This window comes from Flavobacterium sp. N1719, assembly GCF_025947045.1.
GTDB classification, from domain to species: Bacteria; Bacteroidota; Bacteroidia; order Flavobacteriales; family Flavobacteriaceae; genus Flavobacterium; species Flavobacterium stagni.
The window spans coordinates 1,441,716-1,467,920 of record NZ_CP109993.1; the positions used below are offsets into that span (position 1 = coordinate 1,441,716).

General features: G+C 38.5%; 23 protein-coding genes. 20 read left to right on the plus strand and 3 right to left on the minus strand.

Annotated features, from left to right (window positions below; all coding sequences use genetic code 11):
• The 3 genes from OLM45_RS06095 (at nucleotide 1) to ctlX (ending at nucleotide 4,115) form a co-directional block, all read left to right on the plus strand.
• Entirely contained in the window at nucleotides 1-1,980 is a 1,980-nt protein-coding gene (locus OLM45_RS06095; RefSeq protein WP_264512772.1) for a T9SS type A sorting domain-containing protein, read from the plus strand.
• Between the two features lie 78 nt (nucleotides 1,981-2,058).
• The gene (locus OLM45_RS06100; RefSeq protein ID WP_264512774.1) at nucleotides 2,059-2,973 is read left to right on the plus strand and encodes a dimethylarginine dimethylaminohydrolase family protein; all 915 of its coding nucleotides are present in this window, start codon (nucleotides 2,059-2,061) and stop codon (nucleotides 2,971-2,973) included.
• A gap of 206 nt (nucleotides 2,974-3,179) precedes the next feature.
• Complete coding sequence (gene ctlX / locus OLM45_RS06105; RefSeq protein WP_264512775.1) at nucleotides 3,180-4,115, plus strand: citrulline utilization hydrolase CtlX; 936 nt, start codon at nucleotides 3,180-3,182, stop codon at nucleotides 4,113-4,115.
• A gap of 56 nt (nucleotides 4,116-4,171) precedes the next feature.
• On the opposite strand, the gene OLM45_RS06110 is transcribed toward ctlX, so the two are convergent.
• Both OLM45_RS06110 and OLM45_RS06115 read right to left on the minus strand, forming a co-directional pair.
• A complete protein-coding gene (locus OLM45_RS06110) occupies nucleotides 4,172-4,792 on the minus strand; it encodes a chromophore lyase CpcT/CpeT (protein WP_264512777.1) in 621 nt (206 codons plus the stop codon).
• A gap of 3 nt (nucleotides 4,793-4,795) precedes the next feature.
• Nucleotides 4,796-5,425: a MarC family NAAT transporter gene (locus OLM45_RS06115; RefSeq protein ID WP_264512779.1), complete on the minus strand. Its 630-nt coding sequence runs from the start codon at nucleotides 5,423-5,425 to the stop codon at nucleotides 4,796-4,798.
• Between the two features lie 63 nt (nucleotides 5,426-5,488).
• Between OLM45_RS06115 and OLM45_RS06120 the strand changes: the two genes are divergently transcribed.
• Nucleotides 5,489-5,845 (plus strand): CoA-binding protein, encoded by a 357-nt coding sequence (locus OLM45_RS06120; RefSeq protein WP_264512780.1) that lies wholly within the window; start codon nucleotides 5,489-5,491, stop codon nucleotides 5,843-5,845.
• Here OLM45_RS06120 and OLM45_RS06125 read toward each other — a convergent pair.
• Nucleotides 5,842-7,344, minus strand: a complete 1,503-nt coding sequence (locus OLM45_RS06125; protein ID WP_264512782.1) for a sodium:solute symporter — start codon at nucleotides 7,342-7,344, stop codon at nucleotides 5,842-5,844. The two genes, OLM45_RS06120 and OLM45_RS06125, sit on opposite strands and share 4 nt — an antisense overlap.
• Nucleotides 7,345-7,413: 69 nt before the next feature.
• On the opposite strand from OLM45_RS06125, the gene recR reads away from it, so the two are divergent.
• From recR to OLM45_RS06205, 16 genes are all read left to right on the plus strand, one after another.
• Nucleotides 7,414-8,034, plus strand: a complete 621-nt coding sequence (recR, locus tag OLM45_RS06130; protein WP_264512784.1) for a recombination mediator RecR — start codon at nucleotides 7,414-7,416, stop codon at nucleotides 8,032-8,034.
• A gap of 67 nt (nucleotides 8,035-8,101) precedes the next feature.
• The gene (locus OLM45_RS06135) at nucleotides 8,102-8,881 is read left to right on the plus strand and encodes a polysaccharide biosynthesis/export family protein (RefSeq protein ID WP_129461871.1); all 780 of its coding nucleotides are present in this window, start codon (nucleotides 8,102-8,104) and stop codon (nucleotides 8,879-8,881) included.
• Between the two features lie 6 nt (nucleotides 8,882-8,887).
• Entirely contained in the window at nucleotides 8,888-11,359 is a 2,472-nt protein-coding gene (locus tag OLM45_RS06140; RefSeq protein WP_264512786.1) for a polysaccharide biosynthesis tyrosine autokinase, read from the plus strand.
• Between the two features lie 4 nt (nucleotides 11,360-11,363).
• The gene (locus tag OLM45_RS06145; RefSeq protein WP_264512788.1) at nucleotides 11,364-12,350 is read left to right on the plus strand and encodes an SDR family oxidoreductase; all 987 of its coding nucleotides are present in this window, start codon (nucleotides 11,364-11,366) and stop codon (nucleotides 12,348-12,350) included.
• 3 nt (nucleotides 12,351-12,353) lie between these two features.
• On the plus strand, nucleotides 12,354-13,745 hold the full coding sequence (locus OLM45_RS06150; RefSeq protein WP_264512790.1) for a UDP-glucose 6-dehydrogenase: 1,392 nt from the start codon (nucleotides 12,354-12,356) through the stop codon (nucleotides 13,743-13,745).
• A 10-nt stretch (nucleotides 13,746-13,755) separates the two neighbouring features.
• A complete protein-coding gene (locus tag OLM45_RS06155) occupies nucleotides 13,756-15,030 on the plus strand; it encodes a nucleotide sugar dehydrogenase (RefSeq protein WP_264512792.1) in 1,275 nt (424 codons plus the stop codon).
• Nucleotide 15,031: 1 nt separating this feature from the next.
• Nucleotides 15,032-16,078 (plus strand): dTDP-glucose 4,6-dehydratase, encoded by a 1,047-nt coding sequence (rfbB, locus tag OLM45_RS06160; RefSeq protein WP_264512794.1) that lies wholly within the window; start codon nucleotides 15,032-15,034, stop codon nucleotides 16,076-16,078.
• 202 nt (nucleotides 16,079-16,280) lie between these two features.
• Nucleotides 16,281-17,132, plus strand: a complete 852-nt coding sequence (locus OLM45_RS06165) for an ABC transporter permease (protein WP_264512796.1) — start codon at nucleotides 16,281-16,283, stop codon at nucleotides 17,130-17,132.
• Nucleotides 17,133-17,143: 11 nt separating this feature from the next.
• The gene (locus OLM45_RS06170; RefSeq protein ID WP_264512798.1) at nucleotides 17,144-18,406 is read left to right on the plus strand and encodes an ABC transporter ATP-binding protein; all 1,263 of its coding nucleotides are present in this window, start codon (nucleotides 17,144-17,146) and stop codon (nucleotides 18,404-18,406) included.
• 9 nt (nucleotides 18,407-18,415) lie between these two features.
• On the plus strand, nucleotides 18,416-19,474 hold the full coding sequence (locus OLM45_RS06175; protein ID WP_264512800.1) for an acyltransferase family protein: 1,059 nt from the start codon (nucleotides 18,416-18,418) through the stop codon (nucleotides 19,472-19,474).
• A 12-nt stretch (nucleotides 19,475-19,486) separates the two neighbouring features.
• Nucleotides 19,487-20,389 carry a GT-D fold domain-containing glycosyltransferase gene (locus tag OLM45_RS06180; RefSeq protein ID WP_264512802.1) on the plus strand — a complete coding sequence of 301 codons (903 nt, stop codon included), beginning with the start codon at nucleotides 19,487-19,489 and terminating at the stop codon, nucleotides 20,387-20,389.
• Nucleotides 20,390-20,391: 2 nt separating this feature from the next.
• Nucleotides 20,392-21,393, plus strand: a complete 1,002-nt coding sequence (locus OLM45_RS06185; protein WP_264512804.1) for a glycosyltransferase — start codon at nucleotides 20,392-20,394, stop codon at nucleotides 21,391-21,393.
• 128 nt (nucleotides 21,394-21,521) lie between these two features.
• Nucleotides 21,522-22,613: a glycosyltransferase family 2 protein gene (locus OLM45_RS06190; protein ID WP_264512806.1), complete on the plus strand. Its 1,092-nt coding sequence runs from the start codon at nucleotides 21,522-21,524 to the stop codon at nucleotides 22,611-22,613.
• Between the two features lie 6 nt (nucleotides 22,614-22,619).
• Nucleotides 22,620-23,783, plus strand: a complete 1,164-nt coding sequence (locus OLM45_RS06195; protein WP_264512808.1) for a polysaccharide pyruvyl transferase family protein — start codon at nucleotides 22,620-22,622, stop codon at nucleotides 23,781-23,783.
• Nucleotides 23,783-24,982, plus strand: a complete 1,200-nt coding sequence (locus tag OLM45_RS06200) for a glycosyltransferase (RefSeq protein ID WP_264512810.1) — start codon at nucleotides 23,783-23,785, stop codon at nucleotides 24,980-24,982. The genes OLM45_RS06195 and OLM45_RS06200 overlap by 1 nt, the downstream gene beginning before the upstream one ends.
• The gene (locus OLM45_RS06205) at nucleotides 24,975-26,201 is read left to right on the plus strand and encodes a glycosyltransferase (RefSeq protein ID WP_264512812.1); all 1,227 of its coding nucleotides are present in this window, start codon (nucleotides 24,975-24,977) and stop codon (nucleotides 26,199-26,201) included. The genes OLM45_RS06200 and OLM45_RS06205 overlap by 8 nt, the downstream gene beginning before the upstream one ends.
• Nucleotides 26,202-26,205: the final 4 nt, after the last annotated feature.

Consider the following 26,205-nt stretch of genomic DNA (forward strand, 5'->3'; position numbering starts at 1 on the left):
ATGAAAAAGGTACTGTATCTCCTTGGGATAGGTGCCCTGCTGCTGAAATCTTCATACGGACGGGCACAAGTTCAAGAATACTTGGACGATGAAAATAAAAGAATACAAATGGCTACTAGCATTGAACGTGAGGTAGAACAATTTGTAGAAGCCAATTTTACCAAATATCGGTTGTCAAAAATCACTTCTGAGCAAACCATCCAAGAGCTCAGAACGCACGAGGATTTTACCGATGCTGAAATTGAAAAAGCATTAATTGCAGCTAAACGCAACGAATTACGCAAGTTGTTTTTTACTAAATTTCCAGAAAAAACAGCGTATTTCCGAGCGGGAAGTATTCCGGTAAGCGCGCAACAAACCTGTGTAAACGGGGATTTTGAAGTCGGCACAGCAGGGTATACTTTTTGGACGGATTTGCATCCACAGCCGCAATCGGGAACTGCTTTCTTCCAATCGTGTGCTACACCTACAGCTTTAACCACAACCAATGTGTTGACGCCAACGGTAAATAATTTTAATTCACGCGCGACATTAATTGATAGTAATGCAGCCAATTACCAACAGTTCGATCCCGTTTTAGCAGGATTTGGTGTTAATGTGCCCACTTTAAATAATAATGGAGGCACGCGCTGTATCAAATTAAACAACACAGGCGGTATGGGCTCGTCCGATTTATCGACTGTTTCACGCTATTTTCCGGTCATTAACGAAGCTACACTGGATTTTAATTTTTCGTTGATTATGGACAATAAACCTGATCACGAACAAGATATTCAGCCCTATTTTCGCGCACGTGTGAAGGATGTAAATGGAAATGTGGTGGATGAATTTTGTATTATCGCGAATCCCAATAACTGTTTGTTTAATCGAATTAATGTAAATAATAATCGTCGAATATTATACACAGGTTGGGTATGTGCTCGATTAAATGTAGGTGAGTTGATTGGTCAACCTGGTATTTTAGAATTGTCGGTGAGTGATTGTCAACCTTCGGCACACTTTGGTACGGTTTATATCGATAATGTATGTGGTATTATTTGTGGTGCGCCAACCTTAGGTGCTTTAAACATTAATCCACTACAATTGAATTGCCCAACGAGCACTCCAACTGATCCTATTCAAGTTTGTGGAACGTATAGTCCGCCGATGAACGCTACTTTAAGTACTTTGGTATTGCAAGTAATGCAAGGGAATACCGTAGTAGGAACGGTTAATGCACCTACAACACAATCAGGAGGGAATTTCTGTTTTACCTTGCCGCCCAATATTTTTGGAACCAATCCACAAGGCAATTTTGAGTTTCATATTGAAGCGACGTTTAGCGTGAATTGTCCCGCCGGCACGTTTTATTATACGATTGCCGATGAATCAGCAGCTGTCGGACCCGATGTTACTTTTCAAAACTGTTGTTTACCCACTTTAACCTTGGTTTCTCCCGCTGATGATACCAGCAATAACGGACCTTTAGCTAATAAACAAAAAGAGCGTTCGGATTGGATTCGGGCTTCCAATGTAATTTTTCAAGGGAATAATGGTGTTGGAAATGGTGTGGTTTACCATGCCGGTAACTTTGTGGAATTGTTGCCCGGTTTTGAAGCCATGACCGGTTCGCATTTTGCAGCGTATCCCGAAGGGTGTAGTGGTAATTATTTGTATAAAACATCACCCTATGAAACCAAACCAGAAGAAGAAACAACTGCTGTAGATCTGATTCCTGAAGAGATCAATTTAGTGCGTATTGGCAACGGATTCACCTTGGTGCCTAATCCTGCTCACAATGAAGTTGAGATTGCAGTAGATGAAGGGGAATTTAATGGATTTACAATTACAACTATAGACGGAAAAATTGTGATGCAACAATATGTAACAGCATCTGCACGTCACAAAGTAGATGTAAGCGCTTATGTTAATGGTGTATACATCATCACGATAAGCCTTGCCAACGGCGATGTGATTTCCGAGAAGTTAATAAAAAATTAAACCTATACGTTACTTACTAACAAAGCTTCGCCGTTCGGCGGAGCTTTTTTATATTTGTCCAAAGCCAACAACCAATTTATGCTACAATTAAATATTAAAAATGAAACGTCACGCTTGAGGGCCGTGGTGTTGGGAACCGCAAAAAGTAACGGACCAACACCGACAGCCGAAGAAGCCTATGATCCCAAATCGTTGGAACATATTTTAGCCGGAACCTATCCTGTAGAGGCTGATATGGTCAATGAAATGGAAGCGTTTCATGCCGTATTTCAAAAGTATGGCGTTCAAGTATACCGTCCTGAAATCATAGAAAATTACAACCAAATTTTTTCCCGTGACATCGGTTTTGTGATTGAAGATACCTTTATCAAAGCGAATATTTTACCCGATCGCGAACGCGAATTGGAGGCTATTCAATACATTATTGATCAAATGGATCCCAATAAAGTGCAACGTCCACCCGAAGAAGTACATATTGAAGGTGGTGATGTGATGCCTTGGAACGATTATATTTTTATTGGAACCTACAAAGGCTCTGATTACAAAGATTATATTACGGCCCGTACCAACTTACAAGGTGTCGAGTATATTCAAAGTCTGTTTCCCCATAAAAAAGTGAGAGCTTTTGACTTGGTGAAATCCAAATTAGAAGCCCGCGACAATGCCTTGCATTTGGATTGCTGTTTTCAACCGGTGGGGAAAGACAAAGGCATCATTTACAAAAGTGGGTTTCGCGAAGAAGCCGATTATGTCTTTTTGTTGAAAATGTTTGGGAAAGAAAATTTATTCCACATCACGCGGGATGAAATGTACCACATGAATTCCAATGTGTTTTCTATTGCAGAAGATGTTGTGGTATCCGAACGCAATTTCACCCGATTGAATACCTGGTTGCGTAGCAAAGGATTTACTGTAGAAGAAATCCCGTATGCAGAAATCGCTAAGCAAGAAGGCTTGTTGCGTTGTTCGACCCTGCCTTTAATCCGGGATTAAGTTGCGGTGCACCTTTGCGTGAGGGATAGAAGCAAGGTGCCGTGCACCGCGGATAGCCCGGCCCGAAGGGCACGCCCGAGAGAAATTTTAAATTACAATATTTTAAATTCCTCCCAAAGTTTCGGGGCTAAATTCTAAATTCTAAATTCTAAAATCTAAACTCTAAAATCTAAATTTAAATCCGGGGAAGCCCTAAAATATACACTATGAATCAAACGACTAACTCCATTGTAATGATTCGTCCCGTGGCGTTTCGAATGAACGAACAAACGGCGGTGAACAATTATTACCAAAAAGTTTTGGACGGCTTATCGCCCGAAACGGTGAATGCAAAAGCGCAGGAAGAATTTGATGCTTTTGTGCAAAAATTGCGGATGGCTGGGGTTGATGTGATTGTGGTTGAGGATACCCTAGAGCCCAATACGCCCGACAGTATTTTTCCGAACAATTGGATTTCTTTTCATGAAACGGGAGATGTAGTATTGTATCCGATGTTTGCCGAAAACCGTCGTGCCGAGCGCCGCGAAGATATTTTGGATATCTTGGAAGAAAAAGGATTCGTGGTGAACGACATCATGGATTATACTTCGGCAGAAGAAGACAATATTTTTCTGGAAGGAACCGGAAGTTTGTTACTCGATCGCCAAAACGGCAAAGCCTATTGTGCATTGTCTCCGCGTGCCGACGAAGAATTAATGATTGAATTCTGTGAAGATTTCGAATACACTCCAGTGATTTTTGAGGCATTTCAAACGGTGGGTGGTGAGCGAAAACTCATTTACCATACCAATGTGATGATGTGTATTGGCGATACATTTGCCGTAATTTGCCCGGATTGTATTGATGATAAAAAAGAACGAAAAATGGTCTTGGACTCGTTGCGCAGTGATGAAAAAGACATCATTTTAATTACCGAAGAGCAAGTGAATAATTTTGCCGGAAACATGCTCGAAGTGAAAGGGGCAGATGGCAAACGCTATTTGGTAATGAGTTCGTCGGCCTATCAAGCTTTGACCAAAAAGCAGATTGCACAAATCGAACAGCACGTTACCATTCTGCATTCAAGTTTGGATACGATTGAAGCTTGTGGGGGTGGAAGTGCCCGCTGTATGATGGCGGAAGTCTTTTTACCGAAAAACTAAAGGACAAAACCAACAATAAAAAAATCCCAATTTCATTTGAAATTGGGATTTTTTATTTAGCGTTTGATGAATTCATACCCACCTTTTGTGGCGCCCCAAACTTGTTTGCCGTCTTTATCAAATCCTTGATCCCAGGATAAAATACTATTTTCCGTGACGGTTACCTTTGAATTCGCCCAACTCGCGCCTCGTAATTCGCTAGGACAAGTTTTGTCCCCCGTTGCTCCTTGGAATTGGTTTTTGCCTGATCGGGTGAGCATAACTTCACAACCCGATTTTAATTCGAGATCATTTTCTGTTAATTGATCATAGGCTTCTGGAGTGGCCCATTTTCCAATCCATGCTTTTTCGTCTTTAAGGGTGTAGATTTGACTGATAAATTGGTCGCCTTGTTGGGTTAGTTTGTAAATACGAACACGATACGGTTTGTCTTGTTTGTCATACAGCGCTTGTTCTACAAATAAATAGTTTCCTTTATTTTTCCAAATGGGTGTCATGCGCAACGAAATATTGAAATAATCTTTGTCAGCTGCGGCCTGCTTTTCAGAAGTGTAGTGCCCTTGCATGATGGTCACTAATTCTTCCATTTCCCGACTATTTTTTAAATGGGACTTTAGGGATGAAGAACAATTCACAAGTCCGAGAGCAACAAAAAGCATGAAAATAAAATTTCGCATAGGTTAAAAATTAAAATCTTTGATAATACTGGAAATCGCACTGATGATATATTGAATACCGATGGCAATGGTTAAAAAACCGACAATTCGGGAAATCGCCACAATTCCTGAAGCCCCTAAATATTTGGCCAGATAGTGTGCACTGCGTAAAATAATAAAAATCAACAAGGCAACCGCCAGAATAGCTAGACATGATGCAATAATATCGTTGGTACTGTGGTGTTCTTGGTAATACGCAATTAAAAGTGAAATGGAACCGGGTCCGGCCAACATGGGCATCGCCAAGGGTGTGAGTGCAATGCTGTCGCGTTGTTGCGCCTCTTCTTCGGCTTTTTTGTCCAATCCTTTGTTGCGGCTGAATTTTCCGTTGAGTAAACCAAATCCCGAACTTGCTATGATAATTCCGCCTGCAATACGTAAAGCCGGAATCGTAATACCAAAGAAGGTAAGCACATATTGTCCTACAAAAAAGGAGATGATTAAAATTAAAAAGACATTGATGGCGGTCCACATGGATACTGTAGAACGCTCGCCCTTGGTATAATCTTGGGTCAAAGCCACAAAAATAGGAACAGTGCCGATGGGGTTGAGTACCGAAAATAAGGCCGCTAGTAAGAAAATGAATTCGCTCATGGGACAAAGGTAAGGGAACGATCTTTTAGTTGTATTTTTGTATGGAAAAATTAACCGTTACTTATGAAAACCTTAATTCTAGGCGCGTCATCCAATCCCGGTCGATACAGTTACCAAGCCTTACTGCGTTTGCAAAAACACCAGCATGAAGTAGTTGCTATTGGGCGTAAAGAAGAGGTTGTTCCTGGAGTTTCTATTCAAACGGGTTTGCCCGAGTTGACGGATATCGACACGGTGACCTTATATTTGAATCCGACGCATCAGCAAGCCTATTACGACTACATTATTGGGTTGCAACCACGCCGTGTTATTTTCAATCCAGGAACAGAGAATCCGGCTTTTTATGCTCAGTTAATCCACCATCAAATTCAGGTTGAGGTAGCCTGTACCTTAGTGCTTTTGGCTACGAACCAATATTAAAATCGGGTTTCTGTAACCGCAGGTTTGCTGATCATTAATAATCCTAGGAAGGTCAATAAACCATTGACAAGGATAAGTTCGTTGTCAAATTGATAGTCGCCAAACCAATCTTTCGAGTACGTGGTCATTATCCAGCACAATAATGGCGCAAGGATACAAACCACGGGAACCCACTGGTCGCGAACGGTTTTTGTTTTCATAAATAATCCAAATCCGTACAAGCCTAAAAGTGGGCCGTAGGTATAACTAGCTACTTTAAAGATCATTTTCACTACCGAATCATCATTAAGTGCATTAAACAACAAGATCACAAGGAACAATAAAAAGGAAAACCCCAAATGTACTTTATGGCGCAATTTCACCATTTCTTCAGGTGTTCTTTTGTTGTTTTCTACTTTGTCCATTTGCAAGAAATCCACACAATACGAAGTGGTTAAAGCCGTTAGAGCACTGTCAGTAGTGGCAAAAGTCGCTGCGGTGAGTCCGAGCAAAAACGTTACCGCCGGAATGATTTCGAGATGATGAAACGCGATTTCTGGGAATAACAAATCGGTTCGTGCTACATCGTTTACTTTTGGTACTTCGATGCCATTTTGATCCGCGTACAAATACAATAAAGCGCCCACACTCAAGAAAAATAAATTGATGATGACGAATATTCCGGTGAAGGTGAACATGTTTTTTTGCGCTTCTTTAATGTTAGCACAACTCAAGTTTTTTTGCATCAAATCTTGATCCAAGCCTACCATGGCAATGGTTACAAAGATGCCGCCTACAATTTGTTTCCAAACGAAATTGCCTTTAAGGTAATCTTCGAAGAAAAAGATTTTCGAATAACTGCTGTTTTTTACGGCTTCAAAAGCTTGGATCGGACTGAAATTCAGGCTGCTGCAAATGAAGTAAATGGTAAGAAAAACAGAGGTTACTAGGAAAAATGTCTGTAGCGTATCGGTAATAATAATTGTTTTCAATCCGCCGCGGTAAGTGTAGGCGAAAATGAGTCCGAGCGAAATCAAAACCGTCGCTGCAAACGGCACTTGAAACGCGTCGAACACATACCGTTGCAGCACCAAAACCACCAAATAAAGTCGGAACGCCGACCCAATGGTACGACTAATCAAAAAGATGGAAGCGGCCGTTTTGTAGCTGATGGTTCCCAAACGTTGTTCGATATAGCTGTATATTGAGGTCAGGTTCATGCGGTAGTACAACGGAAGAAGTACAGTAGCAATGATTAAAAATCCGATCGCATTTCCAAGCACAAATTGAAAGTAGGAAAACTGTGTTTCCGGATTTCCAACGGCACCGGGAACGGAGATAAAGGTCACACCTGAAAGTGCGGTTCCAATCATTCCAAAGGCTACGAGATACCATTTGGAGTTCTTGTTGGCTTTGAAAAAGGTGTCGTTGTCAGTACCTTTTTTGCTCACCACATTGGAGATAAAGATGAGAATTCCAAAGTAAACGAGAATGATGGAAAGAATCAGGATCGGACTCATAATAGAATTTTTTAGTGTCGAAATGTACAAAAATAATGATGCGTTTTTCAAATTATGTACTTTTGTGGCATGGAATTTTCGTCAAAATTATTAGAAAAAGCGGTAAATGAAATGGCGCAATTGCCGGGAATTGGGAAGCGAACCGCTTTGCGATTGGTATTGCATTTATTGAAACAGCCTGCGGAGCACACCCATTTTTTAGCTGGGGCATTGACCGAAATGCGCGACGAGATTAAATTCTGTCAAAGTTGCCATAATATTGCTGATGTTGCCGTATGTGAAATTTGCAGTAATCCGGCCCGGAATCATCAAATTATTTGTGTAGTCGAAGATGTGCGCGATGTAATGGCGATTGAAAATACTAACCAATTCAAAGGCATTTACCATGTGTTGGGCGGCAAAATTTCACCCATTGATGGGGTAGGGCCGAGTCAGTTGAATATCGCTTCATTAGTGCAAAAAGTGCAAGCGGGAGCAGTGGAAGAATTGATCTTTGCGTTGAGTTCGACCATGGAAGGCGATACCACCAATTTTTACATCTACAAACAAATCAAAGATTTTAGTGTTAAAACCTCCACCATTGCTCGCGGAATTGCGGTGGGCGATGAGTTGGAATACGCTGATGAGGTCACGCTTGGACGTAGTATTTTACACCGAATTCCTTTTGAAAATTCCCTTAAAAATAATTAGATAAAACTAGGGCTTCACTTTTGATTTTACGTTTGAAAAACTATCTTTGTTGGCTAAAACAAATTTGATGAAAACCAAACTGCTGACGTTTTCCGTCTTCTTGTTATTGATGTTGACTTCCTGTGTATCAACGCAAGATTTAACGTATCTACAAAATAAATCCCCAAAAATTGAAAATCAAGTTATAGAAGCGGCCAAGCCCTATCGTCTTCAGGTGAATGATGTCGTTACTGTGAATATAAAAACGGTTGATGAAAAATTGGTAGAAATATTCAATTCCAACAAATCGACTGTTTCCCCAACAGTTGAAAATGTGTATTTCAATGGCTATACCGTAGATGATCATGGAAACATTCGCTTGCCCGTTTTGGGAGAAATCAATGTGCTAGGAAATACGGTAGAAGAAGCACGAATTAAAGTAGAGACTAAATTGTTGAGTGATTATTTCAAAAAAGAAGCTCAATTATTTGTTAGTGTAAAATTAGCTGGTTTTCGTTATGCAGCCAATGGCGAAGTGAACAGCCCGGGCTCTAAGGTTTTATACCAAGATCGCGTTAATATTTTAGAAGCGCTGGCCAATGTCGGGGACGTTACAATTACGGGTGATCGCAAAGATGTCAAGGTTTTGCGTCAATTTCCGGGAGGTATTAAAACGTACAGTATTGATTTAACGGACGCGAATGCCATTTACTCCCCCGTATTTTTCTTGCAACCCAATGACTTAATTTATGTGAAGCCATTGAAACAAAAATCATGGGGAACTGGCGGGACAGGAAAAGAATCTTTGGCTACCATTATCACTGCCTTGTCTTTGGTTACGACCATTTTTTTAATTCTAAAAAACTAAGCTAAGATGTTAGATATTAAAGATTTTGCTTTTTTTGAAAAACAGAACAGCTTTGATTTTAAGGCTTTTTTGATTAAAACGGGAAGTTATTGGCGTTGGTTTGTACTGGGGTTAGCCCTTTCACTTTTCGTGGCTTATCAGGTGAATATTCGCAAGCAAAAGATTTATTCGTTAGAAACGACTTTAGCCGTAAAAGAACAAGAGAATCCACTTTTTACCAACAATACCAGTTTGATTTTCAATTGGGGTGGCACATCCGATCAGGTGCAGACTATCGCCACCACTTTGAAATCAAGGTCCCACAATGAATTGGTGATTGATAAATTATCATTCTATGTGGATTATCTTAAAGAAGAAAAGTATTTTACAGAGGATGTTTACGGTTATACGCCATTTTTAGTTCATTTAGATAAAACCAAAGATCAGATGTTAGGAAATCCCATGAACATCCGATTTGTGAGTCCGAACGAATACGAATTAACTACTCATTTTAGCTCCAACTCAGTTCCGTTAATTAATTACAGTACCAATGTGAAATCAACGCAATCGGTGGTTTCGGGAGATTATAAAAAACGATTCAAAGTAGGGCAAAAAGTTAACCTTCCTTTTTTGAGTTGGACGCTGGATATCAAAGATTTGCCTGGAAATTATGTGGGTCAAAAATATATTGTGAAGCTCAATAATTTTGATGATGTCGTCACGCAATATCGAAATGTAAAAGTTTCGATTGATGAAAAGGCAGGGTCGATAATCAAATTGTCATTGCAGGGAACGAATAAGGCACGTATCGTTGATTATTTGAACGAGACGGTTCGTATGTTGATGAAAAAACAATTGGAGAGTAAAAATTTATTTGCTGAAAATACCATTAAATATATCGATACGACGCTTACGCTAATGGAGCAAAATTTAAAGGAAGCGAATAATGATTTAAAAGATTTTAGTAAAGGCAGAAATGTATTAGAAATTGAAAAGCGAGGCGAAACCTATCAGTTACAAATTCAGGAATTGGATTTGGCTCGGGATGCTGTTACGCGCAAAATCAATTATTTCAATGCGTTAAATTCCTATTTGAAAAATAGTAAAGATTATTCCAAGCTACCAGCTCCATCGGTAGCAGGAATTGATGAACCCAATATTATCAATAATGTAGCACAGTTAATTGCTTTATCAGTACGTCGTTCCGAAATGGCCTATTCGGTAAAAAGCGAATTGATGTTTAACAACATTGATAATGAAATTGCGGCTGTAAAGCGTGTTTTACTGGAAAATGTAGCCGCGGCCAAAGTAGCGATAGAAACTGAATCCAATCAGATTAACCGTAAAATTCAACAATCCGAAGGGAAGATTGAAAAATTACCCGAAGAGAGTCAGGATTATTTACGAATTACCCGAAAATTTAATTTAAGTAATAGTGTTATTGATGCCTATTTGCAGAAAAGAAACGAAGCGCAAATTGTAAAAGCGGCAAATCTTTCCGACGTTCAATTTATTGATCCCGCCAAAGATATTGGCGGTGGTTTGATTGGTCCTCGTACTGGGGTGAATTATGTGATTGCCTTGTTTGTGGGATTATTGATTCCGTTGCTCATTGTATTTTTAATTTTCTTTATCAATAATGCCATTCAAAACGCGGAAGATATTAGTTCGTTAACCAATATTCCATTGATAGGTGTTATTGGTGTTAAACATACATCGTCCAATTTGGCTGTTTTTGAAAAGCCCAAGTCCGCATTATCAGAGTCTTTTAGAGCTTTACGTTCCTCGTTGCAGTTTTTATACAAAAAGCAAAATAAGGAAGGCAGTAAAACATTGATGTTGACTTCTACGGTATCGGGTGAAGGAAAAACGTTTTGTTCTATCAACATTGCTACAGTATTTGCAATCAGTGAGAAAAAGACGGTAATTGTTGGTTTGGATTTACGAAAGCCTAAGATTTTTGATGATTTTAATCTAAAAAATAAGGTAGGAATTGTCAATTACCTAATTGGTGAAAATTCGTTGGATGAGATTGTTCAAAAGACCAAAATTCCTTATTTAGATGTCATTACTTCTGGTCCGATACCGCCCAATCCCTCGGAGTTGATTATGGGAGAAACAATGCGCGAGTTTATTGAGGAATTAAAATTACGATACGATTACATTATTTTAGATACTCCACCGGTGGGACTAGTAACCGATGCGATTGAGTTAGCACCTTTTGCGGATGTAACGTTGTATATTATGCGACAAAATTTCACAAAAAAGGAAATGGTGAGTTTGATCAACAACCGGGTTCAACGTGATGAATTGTCCAATGTGAGTATCGTATTGAATGGTTTTGAAAATAAAGCCAAATACGGTACAGGTTATGGCTATGGCTATGGTTACGGTTATGGCTATGGAAATTATTCCAATGGCTATCATGAAGAAGATGCACCGATTACATTTTGGGATAAAATTAGAGATTTCATAAAGAAAGGTTTACAAAAGAAATAGTTTCATGCAAAACAAAACCACTACAACTATTGTTGTAACCGGTGTAGCCGGATTTATCGGTTCCAATTTAGCAGAATATTTCTTGGCTAATGGATTTCATGTGGTCGGTCTTGATAATTTTGCTACCGGACATAAGAAAAACATGGATGCCTTTATCACGCATGAAAAATTCAAGTTCGTTGAAGGGGATATCCGAAATTTAGCTACATGTCAGGAAGTGGTGCAAGGGGCAACGTATGTGTTGCATCAAGCAGCCTTGGGTTCGGTGCCGCGTTCCATTAACGATCCGATTACTTCTAATGATGTGAATGTATCCGGATTTTTAAATATGTTGGTGGCTGCACGTGATGCCGGTGTAAAACGATTTGTTTATGCCGCAAGTTCTTCAACCTATGGCGATTCTAAAGTACTACCCAAAGTTGAAGAAGAAATTGGGAAACCTTTGTCACCTTATGCCATCACAAAATATGTGAACGAATTGTATGCGGAAATTTTTTCAAAAACATACGGTATAGAAACCATTGGGTTACGCTATTTCAATGTTTTTGGGAAACGACAAGATCCGCAAGGAGCATACGCGGCAGTTATTCCAAAATTTGTCATGCAATTGATGCACAAGGAATCGCCAGTAATTAATGGTGACGGAAGTTATTCACGAGATTTCACCTATATTGACAATGTGGTTCAAATGAATGAATTGGCCATGTTTACAGAAAATAGTGAAGCCATCAATACCGTTTTTAATACGGCTGTTGGGGATCAAATTACATTAAATGAAATGGTAGATTTACTGAAACAATACCTCAGTAAATACAATCCAGAAATTCAGCATGTGGAAATTACCTACGGTCCCAATCGCAATGGAGATATTCCACATTCAAAAGCAAGTATTGAAAAAGCAAAACGCTTATTAAATTATAATCCCAAATACCCCTTTGCTGACGGATTAAAAGAAGCAGTAGATTGGTATTGGAACAACTTAACCAAATAAATAATGAGTATTACATCTATTTGTTGTATTGGCGCAGGGTATGTTGGCGGACCTACAATGGCAGTCATCGCTCATAAATGTCCACATATTAAAGTCACAGTGGTGGATCTAAATGAAGAACGTATTGCACGTTGGAATGATCCAAACGTTGAAAACATTCCCGTTTATGAACCCGGATTAAGTGAAATTGTAGCACAAGCTAGAGGGAAGAATTTATTTTTTTCTACCCAAGTAGATGAGGCAATTGATGAGGCACAAATGATTTTTATTTCTGTAAATACACCTACCAAAACCTATGGAGCTGGTAAGGGGATGGCTGCAGATTTAAAATATATTGAATTGTGTGCACGTCAGATTGCTCGTGTGGCTACCACAGATAAGATTGTCGTTGAAAAATCGACATTGCCAGTTCGTACCGCTGAAGCCATAAAAAATATTCTTGACAATACGGGTAATGGGGTTCAATTTCAAATTTTATCCAACCCTGAATTTTTAGCTGAGGGTACAGCAGTGGAAGATCTTTTAGCGCCAGACCGCGTGTTAATTGGCGGTGGAACGGATGAAGCCGGACAAATTGCGATTCAGAAATTAGTTGAAGTGTATGCGAATTGGGTACCTTCCCAACAAATTTTAACGACCAATTTGTGGTCTTCGGAGTTGTCAAAGTTAACAGCGAACGCCTTCTTAGCGCAACGTGTTTCTTCCATCAATGCCATTTCAGAATTGTGTGAAAAAACAGGTGCCAATGTCAATGAAGTAGCCAAAGCGATCGGTATGGACAGTCGTATTGGTCCAAAATTTTTAAAAGCCTCTGTTGGATTTGGAGGATCTTGTTTCCAAAAAGACATTCTTAATTTAGTGTATATCGCTAAATCGTTTGGCTTGCAAGAAGTGGCCGATTACTGGGAGCAGGTTATCATCATGAACGACCACCAAAAGAATCGTTTTGCGCGTAAAATAGTGGCAACGCTTTACAATACCGTTTCAGGAAAGAAAATAACATTCTTAGGTTGGGCTTTCAAAAAAGATACCAACGATACCCGTGAATCAGCAGCCATTTACGTAGCTGACGATTTGCTCAATGAACAAGCGCAAATAGCGGTTTATGATCCAAAAGTATCGGCACGACAAATACAAAGTGATTTAAATTATCTAGAAACGCGTTTGCCTGAAGAAAATGATAAAGCAATTGAGTCTTGCAATGACCCCTATGAAGCCTGTAAAAATGCGCATGCTATTGCAATTTTGACGGAATGGGACGAGTTCAAATCGTATGATTGGCAACGAATTTACGATGCGATGTTAAAGCCAGCATTTGTTTTTGATGGAAGAAATTTATTAGATGCAGATAAAATGAAAGAAATTGGATTCCTCTACCAAGGAATCGGTTCTTAATAGTCAAGGTATGGAAAAAAAAATAGGAGTTATTGGACTAGGTTACGTGGGTTTACCATTAGCACGTTTGTTTGCTACAAAGTATCCCGTTATTGGTTTTGATATCAACCAAAAAAGGGTAGATGAATTAAATAAAGGGACTGATTTTACCCTAGAAATTAATTCTGAGCTGTTACAAGAAGTACTGGTGAGTCAACCCGGTGAACAAGGATTGTTTTGTTCTACTTCACTGGATGATTTGGCATTGTGTAATTATTATATTGTGACGGTTCCTACACCCGTTGATAAAAATAACCGCCCTGATTTAACTCCTTTGTACAAATCCAGTGAAACAGTTGGGAAAGTCCTAAAGAAAGGGGATATTGTGATTTATGAATCCACAGTATATCCCGGACTCACAGAAGAAGAATGTGTGCCTGTTTTGGAACGCGTGAGCGGATTAAAATTCAATGAAGATTTTTATGCAGGCTATTCACCCGAGCGTATTAACCCTGGAGACAAAGAACATACCGTTGAAAAAATATTAAAAATCACATCGGGTTCTACACCCGAAATTGGTCAGAAAGTCGATGAATTATACAAATCCGTAATTATTGCGGGAACGCATTTAGCACCATCCATCAAAGTAGCAGAGGCCGCTAAAGTAATTGAAAATGCACAACGTGATATCAATATTGCTTTTGTCAATGAATTGGCTAAAATCTTTAATTTATTAGATATTGATACGCAAGCTGTATTAGCGGCTGCGGGAACCAAATGGAATTTCTTGAATTTTAAACCGGGATTGGTGGGCGGACATTGTATCGGTGTCGATCCGTATTATTTGGCGCAAAAAGCACAAGAAACCGGATATCATCCTGAAATTATTTTAGCCGGAAGACGCTTAAATGATAGTATGGGAGAATATGTGGCTTCTCGAATTATTAAATTGTTAATTAAGAAACGAATTCCGGTTGTCAATTCTAAATTATTGATGTTAGGAATAACGTTTAAAGAAAATTGTCCCGATGTTCGTAATACCAAAATTGTAGACGTAGTAAATGCATTAATGGATTACGGCATTCAAGTGACCATTTATGATCCTTGGGCCAATCCAGCGGAAGTGATGCACGAATACGGTTTAGAAACCATCAACCAAATCCCCAATGAAAAATTTGATTCCGTTGTATTAGCGGTAGCACATAAAGAATTTTTAGATCTCAATTTGGATATTTTCAAAAATGAAAAATCGGTGGTTTACGATGTTAAAGGAGTATTAACTTGCCCCATTGATGGGAAATTATAAGATGAAGAAGATACTAATCACTGGAGGTGCAGGTTTTATTGGCTCACACGTAGTTCGTCGCATGGTGACACAATATCCCAATTACCATATTTTTAATTTGGACGCACTTACCTATGCGGGAAATCTAGAAAATATAAAAGATATAGAAAAGGCCCCCAATTATTCCTTTGTAAAAGGCGATATTACGGATGCACATTTTATTCAAAATCTATTTACCGAACACCAATTTGACGGAGTAATCCACTTAGCCGCCGAATCCCATGTGGATCGTTCTATTGCCGATCCTTTGGCTTTTGTTCGAACAAATGTAATCGGAACTATGACCTTGTTGAATGCAGCAAAAGCGAGTTGGAGCGGAAATTTTGAGGGCAAACGATTTTATCATGTGTCCACAGACGAAGTGTATGGTTCTTTAGGAGAAACGGGATTTTTTACCGAGTCTACTGCGTATGATCCCAATTCACCGTATTCTGCCTCTAAAGCAAGTTCTGATCATTTTGTGCGTGCCTATGGTGAAACCTATGGCTTGCCCTACGTTATAACCAATTGTTCCAACAACTACGGACCGAATCATTTTCCTGAGAAATTGATTCCGTTGTGTATTCATAATATTATTGAAAATAAACCTTTGCCTATATATGGTGATGGTAAATATACACGGGATTGGTTGTATGTTATCGATCATGCCCGAGCCATTGATTTAGTTTTTCATGAAGGTAAAAATCATGAAACGTATAATATTGGCGGATTTAATGAATGGCAAAACATCGACTTAGTTCGCTTACTTTGCCGCATTATGGATCGTAAATTAAATCGCACTGAAGGAGAATCGGAACAATTGATCACTTTTGTAAAAGATCGTCCGGGACATGATTTGCGCTATGCTATTGATGCGACAAAAATTAATACCGAATTGGGATGGAAACCCTCCGTTACTTTTGAAGAAGGATTGGAACAAACCGTAGAATGGTTTTTGGCCAATGGCGAATGGTTACAGAATGTAACTTCAGGCGCCTACCAAAAGTACTATTCACAACAATATCAATAATTTATTTAATTGGTGAGTAAACCAAATTAAATGATTAATTTGAACCCTGAATTGCAATGAGGCTTTCAAAAGGATTGAAATTCCCAATTCACATAACACTGTCTTAATACATCACCCGACTATTTTTTATAGTTTTGTTCGAACAAAAAAAATCGTATTTTGCAGATAATGTCAACTCTAAACAATAATTGAAATAGGTACAATGCAACAAACTAAGCAACCATGGACCGAAATAATTCAATCTAAAAGTTCTTTGTTTTCCGTTAATTTAGCGGAAGTTTGGAGGTACCGCGATTTGTTATTTCTTCTGGTAAAAAGGGATTTTATTACTTTTTACAAACAAACCATTTTGGGGCCTATTTGGTTTTTTATTCAACCATTGTTAACGATGTTGGTATACATCATCCTCTTTGGTCAAATCGCAAAGATTGATATCAATAACGTACCACAAATCGCATTTTTCCTTTCAGGTATCACGATTTGGAATTACTTTTCTGAAAGTCTTACTAAAATTTCAACCGTGTTTAAAGACAATGCAAGCGTATTCGGGAAAGTCTATTTTCCACGATTAATTATGCCTTTATCCATTGTTTTTTCTGGATTAATGAAGTTTTTAGTGCAGTTCACACTCTTTATCATCGTTGTTTTATATTACACGTATGTTGAAGAGTCAATCCACCCTACGATTTGGATATTAGCCACGCCGTTTCTAATCCTTTTAATGGCTTTGTTTGCACTTGGTATTGGGATGATTTTTTCATCATTAACCACAAAATACAAAGATCTTACTTTTTTATTGACGTTTGGTATACAGCTATTTATGTATGCAACACCTGTAGTTTATCCCATTTCAGCTATGCCCGAACGACTAAAATGGATTATAAAGCTCAATCCGCTGAGTGGAATTTTTGAATGTTTTCGATACGGGTATTTGGGCTCTGGAACTTTTGAAACCAGTGATATTCTGACCAGTACAGCATTAATCAGTGTATTATTTATAATAGGGGTTATTATATTTAATAAGGTTGAAAAAGATTTTATGGATACGGTTTAATGGATGGGAGTATGAAAAACATTGCAATTTTAGCGGAAAATATTTCAAAGCAATACCGTTTAGGTGAAGTCGGAACAGGTACCTTGTCCCATGACTTGAATCGAATGATTAGTAAACTTCGAGGAAAAGGAGATCCTTATTTAAAAATCGGAGATACCAATGACCGAACAACGTCGGGAAACAGTCAGTATGTATGGTCATTAAAAGATATCAATTTTGAGATTGAACAAGGTGATGCCGTAGGTATTATTGGTCGAAATGGAGCCGGAAAAAGTACGTTGCTCAAACTATTAAGTAAAGTTACCAAACCCACCACAGGAAGTTTTAAAGTGAACGGTCGTATCGCCTCACTATTAGAAGTGGGAACAGGATTTAATCCCGAAATGACCGGTCGAGAAAACATCTACCTTAATGGAGCAATTCTGGGGATGCGTAAAACTGAAATTGACCGTAAATTTGATGAAATTGTCGCTTTTTCGGGCGTGGAACGCTACATTGATACGCCTGTAAAACGGTACTCTTCAGGAATGTATGTGCGTTTGGCCTTTGCTGTAGCTGCTCATTTAGAATCAGAAATTCTAATTGTCGATGAAGTATTAGCGGTTGGAGATGCTGAATTTCAGAAAAAGTGTCTCGGTAAAATGGGTGACGTAAGTAAGGAGGAGGGAAGAACCGTACTTTTTGTGAGTCATAACATGTCAGCCGTTCAAAATCTATGTAATAAAGGAATCGTACTTTCCAATGGAACTACTGAATTTGTTGGGAATGTGGAAGAATCCATTCAGCATTATTTGAAACGCAATACCGATTCTATTAATTTATTAGAGACTAAAGAACGTAAAGGTTCTGGTGTCGTGAAATTTGCCGAAATCAATGTTTTTGGCGCAACTCGTGAAACAAAACCACAGTCGGGACAACCCTTTACCATGGAATTTGTTTTGGCGAATAACCAACAAGTAAATTTTGCAGATATCGAATTTGATGTTCGCATCGACGATCAAATCGGACAGCGCATCTTATGGATGAGTACGACTTTAATGAAAGAAACGCCCAATCGCGTGGGAAATGTAGTAACGTTCTCAATGGATCGATTGGTTCTAAATGAAGGTATCTATTTTATTACAGTGTACATGACGGTCAATAAAGATTTGTCCGATTGGGTGCAAAACGCCATCACTTTTGAAGTGTCAGAAGGCGATTTTTACAATACCGGAAAACGAGTTCCCGCATTGCATAGTAAAGTGCTTGTGGATTATCAAGTACAGTATTCATAATCTCTAAACATGCGGATAGATCAACTCACATTTACACGTTTTTTAGCCGCAGTTGCTATTGTAATCTATCATTTTGGAAAACGCATTTTTCCATTCAATGCCGATGAAGTCAGTTTTTTGGTAAAACATGCCAACATCGGAGTGAGTTATTTTTACATCCTTTCGGGTTTTATCATGATTATCTCCTACGGAAGAAGTCAAAAGGTGGCTCCCTTGGATTATTATAAAAATCGTATAGCCCGAATTTATCCGGTATATCTTCTCGGATTTTTGTTTTATTTCCCCATTTGCATTATGATCAATTATCCGATTGATTATACGCTCATTGCCAATGCAACCATGCTGCAATCGTGGATGCCGGGATGGGTTATGCGGTATAATTTTCCGGGTTGGTCGGTTTCCGTAGAAATGTTGTTTTACTTTCTATTTCCACTGTTATTCAATTACGGCTATTCCAAACCGAATTATCGAAAAGCAATTTTTATCGGAATAGTATTGTTCTGGGTGTTTTCTCAATTGTTTTTCCATTATATGATTCAGCATCCATATTATAAAGGCGAATTTACTCCCAGTCATGAATTGCTGTTCTATCATCCCTTATTTCATTTAAATGAGTTTTTAGTCGGGAATTTAGCAGGGTTATGGTTCCTAAGACAAGGGGATTCTTCTCGTAAAAATTACGATTGGATCGTTTTAAGTTTGGTGGTTCTCATCGCTTTGGCTTTGAAATATCCTATGGGAATGAATTATCACAATGGATTATTTGCCGTTTTGTTAGTGCCGTTAATTCTTTTTATTTCCTTAAATACGGGTCGGATTACACAGTGGTTTTTACACCCCAAGTTGGTGTATTTGGGCGAAATCAGTTATGGTGTTTACATTTACCAACTACCGGTGTTTTATTATTTGAAACCTATGCCCATCGACAATCAATTGCTGGCATTCGGAATAAAACTAGCCGTACTTTTACTTCTATCGATGGTCAGTTATCGATTTATCGAAATTCCGCTTCGAAATAAGATAAAAAAAATAGACTTGCGGTTTTTGCAAAAAGAGCGACAACTTTAAAAAGGAAAAGTAATGAATGCATTGGTTCGAGAATTCTATTATTATTACTGGTTGCTGCGTACTTGGAATGTTCGTCGGAAATTTCCAAAATACCAAATTATGACCCTCGAGCAAACATTGGCCGCCATTGTGAAGGAACGAAAGTCGGTCAGTCGTTTGGGGGATGCCGATTTTTTATTACTTATCGAAGAACGTGATGTGTCGTACCAACGCTTGTCCAATGAAATTGCACAGCGATTGCAAGCCGTATTGGATTGTAGAGATCCCCGATTTTTAGCTTGTTTGCCCGATACATTAGTGGATCAATCCGAGTGTAGACGCTCTACTGAGGTGCATTGGAAATCTTTTGTATACAAATACGGACAGCGATTGGCACGCTGTTTTGACACCAATTATACCTATGGAAATTCGAACATGACGCGTATTTACATGAATTTCCACGATAAAACTAAATCACCGGAGCTTTTTCAACAAATCAAAACGATTTGGAATCAAAAACATGTGGTTGTTGTTGAAGGAAAATTTACGCGCTTTGGTATCGCTAATGATTTGTTAGATAATGCATTGTCAGTGAAGCGAATCATCGGACCCCACATGAATGCTTTTGAAAGTATCGATACCATTAAAAATGCACTGTTGAATTTTTCAAAAGACGAGGTGTTGTTTTTGTTCTCATTGGGTCCGACAGCCACGATATTGTGCCATGAATTAGCAATAGAAGGTTACTGGGCCGTGGATATTGGTAACTTGGATTTGGAATACATGTGGATGAAAGCAAACGCAACCGAAAAAGTCTCCATCAAAGGACGATTCAGTGTGGAAACATCAACTTCTGTGATGGATTTAACACTTGATCCTGTCGATGCAAAAGTGTACCAAGAGAGTATAGTGTTGGATTTGTCAATTGCTGAATAACGATGTCAAAAGTGCTTTTATCCATCATCATTCCTGTTTATAAAGTGGAAGAATACCTGGCCAAATGTTTGGATAGTGTATTGGAACAAGGTATGGATGTGGCGACTTATGAGGTGATTGTAATTAATGACGGTTCTCCCGATAATTCCAAAGAAATTATTGAATCGTATCTTCCCAATCATCCGAATCTCATTTTTATTGATCAGGAAAATCAAGGAGTTTCTGTGGCACGCAATAAAGGGCTCGATCGAGCTAAGGGCGAATTTATTCTTTTTGTCGATCCCGATGATGCCGTTTTTGAATATTCTATTCCGCCCTTACTCCAAATCGCTCAAGAAAAGCAATTGGATATTCTTTACTTGAGCTTGGATTTGTATGATGAAGCTGGGAATTTCCTCAGTCATTATGAAAATTGTGGTGAAGAAGGCGTGGTCAGTAGCGGATTAATACACCCAAGACGCACTTTTCCAGCGACCTTGTACCGACGTGATTTAATCGGTTCCATTCGTTTTGTAAAAGGAATCACCCGAGGACAAGATACCGTGTTCAATGCCATGGTGCAATCTTTGGCACAACGCTGTAGTTATAGCAATTTGAAGTATTACAAATACCTTCAACGGGAAACTTCGTCTCGGAGTTTAGTTGGAAATGAAAATGCATTTAAAGGTTGTATGTTGGCTATCGAAGCCTTTATCGAATTTGAACAAAAGCATTTTACAATAGCTTCTCCAGCAAGCATTTCCTACTTTTTTAACTTGAAAGTTCTCTTTTTACAACGCCAAGTAGAATGGGGATTATTGGACACGTTGGACAAAAACCGCTACTATCGTGTAAAACAATTTATTCGTGATCATCAATTAGAGAAGGTGGCTAAAGAAGTGGCCAAAATTTACTCCTACTTCGGTGCGTCCTACAGCGTGTTTGCAAGTTATCATACGGTTTTGCAATTCAAACACCATTTGTTTCGAAAACTAAGCGCTTGGAAACAAAAAGCACTTCGTTAATTTTTTGAAGTGGAGATTTGTTAAAAAATATATAAAAACTCGCTAAAGTATTCTCGTTTATGCGGTGTGAAATTGGGGAGTATTTCCTATTTTTACGACGAATAACACACTATAAAAACATTGCAAAAGTGACACAGTCACAGGATGTGATGTGGAGTACGATTTGCATGAATCAATCAATATCAGTATCGGTAATTATTCCGCTTTACAATGTAAAACCCTTTGTCAATCAGTGTTTAGATTCACTATTAGCACAGACTTTGACTGCATTTGAATTGCTAGTAGTCAATGATGGTTCTACCGATGGAAGTGAAATGATTGTGGAGGAATATGGTAAAAAAGACCCACGAATTCACTTGTTTCACCAAACCAATCAAGGGGTAGCCGTTGCAAGAAATACCGGTATTCTTCATGCCAAAGGGGAGTATATCACTTTTGTAGATGCCGATGATTTTGTTGAAAAGGATTATTTGGAACATTTATATCAAAGTGCAATTCAGTATAAAACATCAATTGTTGTCGCCAATTTTAAATCTGAAATTGAAGGAAAATGGGTCGAAAATGAGTCCGTTTACGTTACGAACAGGTTGGTTTTAAAAGAGGAAATACAACAAAATATTCTCCCTATTTTTCTCACAAACGATTCCCTTAATTCCTGTTGTGTCAAATTGTTTGACAAACAGTTAATTCAGGACAATCGGATTCAATTTCCGGCAGGAATGACCAATGGTGAAGATGCTTTGTTTTGTCTAAAGGCTTTTTCTTTGACAAATACAGTTGTGTTTACGAAGCATACAGGGTATTGCTATCGCGCCGTGATTGGTAGCGCTTCTCGGAATTTTTTGTCTAAAGATTATTTGAAAATTGCTTTGGATAATTACGAGTTTGACCATCAAAATTATGCCCAGTTGCCTTTGGATAGCCGTTTAATTCAGCGCTACAAATCGCACCGTTTGATAAATACGCTATACGATTTAATTCATATTTATTTACGTCCTAATGCCGCGGTTTCTTGGTTGAAGCGTGTGCAAAAAGTGCGAGCAATTATGAAGCATTCGCGCGTTAAAGAAGTATTCAAAGTCTATGGAGTTGAACTAGAACAAGAAACTTTTGGATATCGAAAACAATTGTTGCAAAGTATCCGTAAGAATCGCTTATTCGTAGTTTTGGGATTAACCTTTTACAGTAATTTTAGAAACCACTATTATTTTACAAAATAAAAATACATGAAAATATTGCTATTTTTTCACGGAGGAAGTTTGAATCGCGGATGCGAAGCTATAGTGCGTTCAACAGTTGCCTTAATTAAAAAAAGTCATCCTGACGCAAGAGTTGATTTATCCTCTTTGAATCCCAATTCGGATAAAGTAATTCCACTTTTAGATGCCATTCATCAAGAGCGTTATTATACCATAAAAAAGTTTTCATGGCATGGTTTGATGAATTTAATTTCACTAAAATTATTTCGCAATGAAAATTACGCTTACCGCGTCGTGCACCGTGATGTTATTTCAAAAGCGCCGCACTATGATGTTGTATTGTCAATCGGCGGAGATAACTATTGTTATGGGGAACAACCTGGGATTTATGAAACGGATCGTTGTATAAAAGCGGCCAATAAAAAACTCATTTTGTGGGGAGCCTCTATTGGTCAAGAAGATTTATCGCCAGCAAAAATTGAAGATCTCAAACAATTCGATTTACTGTTGGTTCGTGAGTCACTCACTTTTGAAACCTTGCAAAAAAATGGTATTCCCAATGTGAAACTTTGTGCAGACAGCGCTTTTACTATGGACAAGGAAGAATTACCCTTGCCAGAAGGTTGGCTTGAAGGAAATACCATCGGTTTCAATACGAGTCCGTTGGTGATTCGTAAAAATCCAGCATCCAAACAAGCCGCTTTGGATTTGGTCCAACATATTTTGGATACTACAACTATGACCGTTGCTTTAACTCCGCATGTGATCGAGCCTGGGAATGATGACTACGAATGTTTATCCGAGTTTTATGAAATTTTCAAATCCACTGGACGGGTTTTGTTGTTGCCCAATGATTTGAATGCCATTCAATACAAAGGATATATTTCCCGAATGCGTTTCTTTATTGGAGCACGAACCCATGCGACAATCGCGGCCTATTCTACTCAAGTCCCAACGATGGTGCTCGGTTACAGTGTGAAGTCCAAAGGAATTGCTAAAGACATTTTTGGTGAAGAGCGTTTGGTATTGAATCTGGAAGAGATTTCGGATCGGGATAAATTGGTGGCCAAGTTTGAAGAAATGAAACGCGACGAACAGGATTTGAAATCCCTTTTAGCCGTAAGAATTCCGGAAATTAAAAAAATGTCGCAAAAAGCAGTCGATTATTTATTTGAACTTTTAGGGAAATAATGAAAAAAAATCTAGTATTCATCATTCCGTCTTTGGAGGCTGGTGGCGCTGAAAAGAGCCTCGTCAACCTGTTGAATACAATAGATTATCAAAAGTATTCAGTGGATTTGGTACTGTTTAAATCAGGCGGTGTTTTTGCAGCCTTAGTGCCGAAACAAGTGAATTTTGTTACATTAAATCCCAACTTTCAGCAATTTAGTCGCGGACTTTTTTCTTCCTGTCTTTATTTCGCTTTGCGGTTCCAATTTCGTTTAGTGTTTCATCGTATCGCTTTCTTTTTAACCAGTCGGATCGAGAAAAATGAAGCGGTTGCTGAACAAAAAAACTGGAAACACATGCGGGCATTCATCACAATATTGCCCAAAAAATATGATGCTGCCATTGGGTTTTTAGAAAAAACGTCCAATTATTTTGCTGTGGATTGTGTTCAAGCAACGACTAAAATTGGATGGATTCATACCACGTATTCCAATTCGGGAATGGACGCGACATGGGATGCACCTTATTTTGAACAGTTTAAGGCTGTGATTGGCGTTTCGCCTGAGTGTGTAGCAGATTTGCAAAACAATTTCCCCCATTTGAAAGATCGTTTTCAATTGATTTACAATATTGTTTCCCCAAGTTTGATTGGGCAACTCGCTGCTCAAGAATGTGAAGATGATTCACTTTTTGCTACTCCAACTACTTTTGTAACCATTGCGCGATTAAGTCCGGAAAAAGGTTTGGACCTCGCCATTGAAGCAGCAAAGCTACTTGTCGAAAAAGGACTGACTTTTAAATGGCTTATTTTAGGTGATGGTGTAGAACGCGAACGTTTAAAGATGCAAATAAAAACCCATCAATTAGAAGATTATGTGTTTTTGTTAGGGGTTCGACAAAATCCCTATCCGTATGTTAAACGCGCCACGGTATATGTACAACCTTCCCGTTATGAAGGCAAATCTATGGCTATAGAAGAAGCTAAAATTCTACAGAAGCCCGTTGTGGTTACCGCTTTTTCCTCTGCTTTAGATCAAATCGAACCCAATGTTACGGGTTTTATTGCGGACATGGAGGGTGAAAGTATTGCCCATTTACTCCTAAAAGTGAGTCAGGATGCCTCCCTTTGTGAACAGGTTCAAAATCAATTGAAAACGCTATCTTTAGGAACTGAGTCAGAAATTGACCATTTATACCAACTTATTGAAGCCCATGGATAAAAAACGACTTCTTTTTGTGATGAATAATTTGCACTGTGGTGGTGCAGAAAAAGCATTAGTGTCGTTGCTTCAAACCTTGGATTATGCACAGTTTGAGGTTGATTTGTTGCTGTTTCGAAAAGAAGGGTTGTTTTTAAAACAAGTTCCGAAAACAGTCAACCTTTTGGAAGCTCCCTCCGCATATAGTTATTTTGACATGTCTTTTTTAAAGGCAATATTAAAGGCATTTGTCTCTTTAAAATGGCCAATAATTTGGAATCGTATTGCTTTTACAAAGGTCTATAAAAGTGAAAGTCATCCCGGAATTCGCGAGCAAAAAACGTGGAAATACATCAGTGCTTCGTTGCCTAAATTAAAAGGGCACTATGATTTGGCAGTGGGATTTTTAGAAAATGCTCCTAACAATTATTGTATTGAAAAAGTCAGTGCCCACTATAAATTGGGCATGATTCATAGTGATTATGAAGCTTTGGGATTAGATCCCCATAGGGATTTGCATTACTTTGAAAAGTTTACGTATATAGCCACCATTTCAGAACAATGTGTTGCCGTTTTACAGCGTAACTTTACTTCAATTTCCAACAAGTTTATTTTGCTCAAAAATATTACAGCTGTTCAATTAATCCATCAGTTAGCCAAAGAACCCATAGCATTTACAAAAAGTGCTTTGGATTTAGTAACCATTGGACGCTTAGTTCCTTTAAAAGGCTTTGATTTGCTATTGGATGCTGCAGCACAATTGAAAGATAGCGGCTTGGCATTTAAATGGTATATTATTGGGGACGGCCCGATGCGAGAGGAATTGCGGCAACAAATTTTGCATTTACAATTGACAGAACAGGTCTTCCTTTTGGGGTTATTGGAAAATCCGTATCCGTATTTAGAACAATGTGATTTTTATGTACATACTTCAAAATACGAAGGAAAATCGGTCGCCATTGATGAAGCTAAAATTTTAGGCAAACCCATTATTGTGACCAATTTTTCCACAGTAAAAGATCAAATTATTCACCAACAAACCGGTTGGATTGTTGAAATGGACGGTAAAGCGATTGCCAATGCTATTCAATTTTTTGTAGAAAATAAAGCGATTACAACAACACTAAGGCAACAGTTGGCATTGGAAGAAATGACTACCGAGGGTGAAGTTGAGAAAATAGTTCAAATTGCTCACAAAGGAACATTACTTACTTTGGATCATAAACAAAATGAAAATTAATTAA

Excerpts from the sequence above, each read along its gene's own strand:
- OLM45_RS06115 (WP_264512779.1), bottom strand. The coding sequence starts at position 5,425 with ATGAGCGAATTCATTTTCTTACTAGCGGCCTTATTTTCGGTACTCAAC.
- OLM45_RS06140 (WP_264512786.1), top strand. The coding sequence starts at position 8,888 with ATGTTAGATATTAAAGATTTTGCTTTTTTTGAAAAACAGAACAGCTTT.
- OLM45_RS06150 (WP_264512790.1), top strand. The coding sequence starts at position 12,354 with ATGAGTATTACATCTATTTGTTGTATTGGCGCAGGGTATGTTGGCGGA.
- rfbB (WP_264512794.1), top strand. The coding sequence starts at position 15,032 with ATGAAGAAGATACTAATCACTGGAGGTGCAGGTTTTATTGGCTCACAC.
- ctlX (WP_264512775.1), top strand. The coding sequence starts at position 3,180 with ATGAATCAAACGACTAACTCCATTGTAATGATTCGTCCCGTGGCGTTT.
- OLM45_RS06185 (WP_264512804.1), top strand. The coding sequence starts at position 20,392 with ATGTCAAAAGTGCTTTTATCCATCATCATTCCTGTTTATAAAGTGGAA.
- OLM45_RS06095 (WP_264512772.1), top strand. The coding sequence starts at position 1 with ATGAAAAAGGTACTGTATCTCCTTGGGATAGGTGCCCTGCTGCTGAAA.
- OLM45_RS06175 (WP_264512800.1), top strand. The coding sequence starts at position 18,416 with ATGCGGATAGATCAACTCACATTTACACGTTTTTTAGCCGCAGTTGCT.
- OLM45_RS06135 (WP_129461871.1), top strand. The coding sequence starts at position 8,102 with ATGAAAACCAAACTGCTGACGTTTTCCGTCTTCTTGTTATTGATGTTG.
- OLM45_RS06100 (WP_264512774.1), top strand. The coding sequence starts at position 2,059 with ATGCTACAATTAAATATTAAAAATGAAACGTCACGCTTGAGGGCCGTG.
- OLM45_RS06110 (WP_264512777.1), bottom strand. The coding sequence starts at position 4,792 with ATGCGAAATTTTATTTTCATGCTTTTTGTTGCTCTCGGACTTGTGAAT.
- OLM45_RS06125 (WP_264512782.1), bottom strand. The coding sequence starts at position 7,344 with ATGAGTCCGATCCTGATTCTTTCCATCATTCTCGTTTACTTTGGAATT.
- OLM45_RS06155 (WP_264512792.1), top strand. The coding sequence starts at position 13,756 with ATGGAAAAAAAAATAGGAGTTATTGGACTAGGTTACGTGGGTTTACCA.
- OLM45_RS06165 (WP_264512796.1), top strand. The coding sequence starts at position 16,281 with ATGCAACAAACTAAGCAACCATGGACCGAAATAATTCAATCTAAAAGT.
- OLM45_RS06145 (WP_264512788.1), top strand. The coding sequence starts at position 11,364 with ATGCAAAACAAAACCACTACAACTATTGTTGTAACCGGTGTAGCCGGA.
- OLM45_RS06200 (WP_264512810.1), top strand. The coding sequence starts at position 23,783 with ATGAAAAAAAATCTAGTATTCATCATTCCGTCTTTGGAGGCTGGTGGC.
- OLM45_RS06205 (WP_264512812.1), top strand. The coding sequence starts at position 24,975 with ATGGATAAAAAACGACTTCTTTTTGTGATGAATAATTTGCACTGTGGT.
- OLM45_RS06170 (WP_264512798.1), top strand. The coding sequence starts at position 17,144 with ATGAAAAACATTGCAATTTTAGCGGAAAATATTTCAAAGCAATACCGT.
- OLM45_RS06120 (WP_264512780.1), top strand. The coding sequence starts at position 5,489 with ATGAAAACCTTAATTCTAGGCGCGTCATCCAATCCCGGTCGATACAGT.
- recR (WP_264512784.1), top strand. The coding sequence starts at position 7,414 with ATGGAATTTTCGTCAAAATTATTAGAAAAAGCGGTAAATGAAATGGCG.
- OLM45_RS06180 (WP_264512802.1), top strand. The coding sequence starts at position 19,487 with ATGAATGCATTGGTTCGAGAATTCTATTATTATTACTGGTTGCTGCGT.
- OLM45_RS06195 (WP_264512808.1), top strand. The coding sequence starts at position 22,620 with ATGAAAATATTGCTATTTTTTCACGGAGGAAGTTTGAATCGCGGATGC.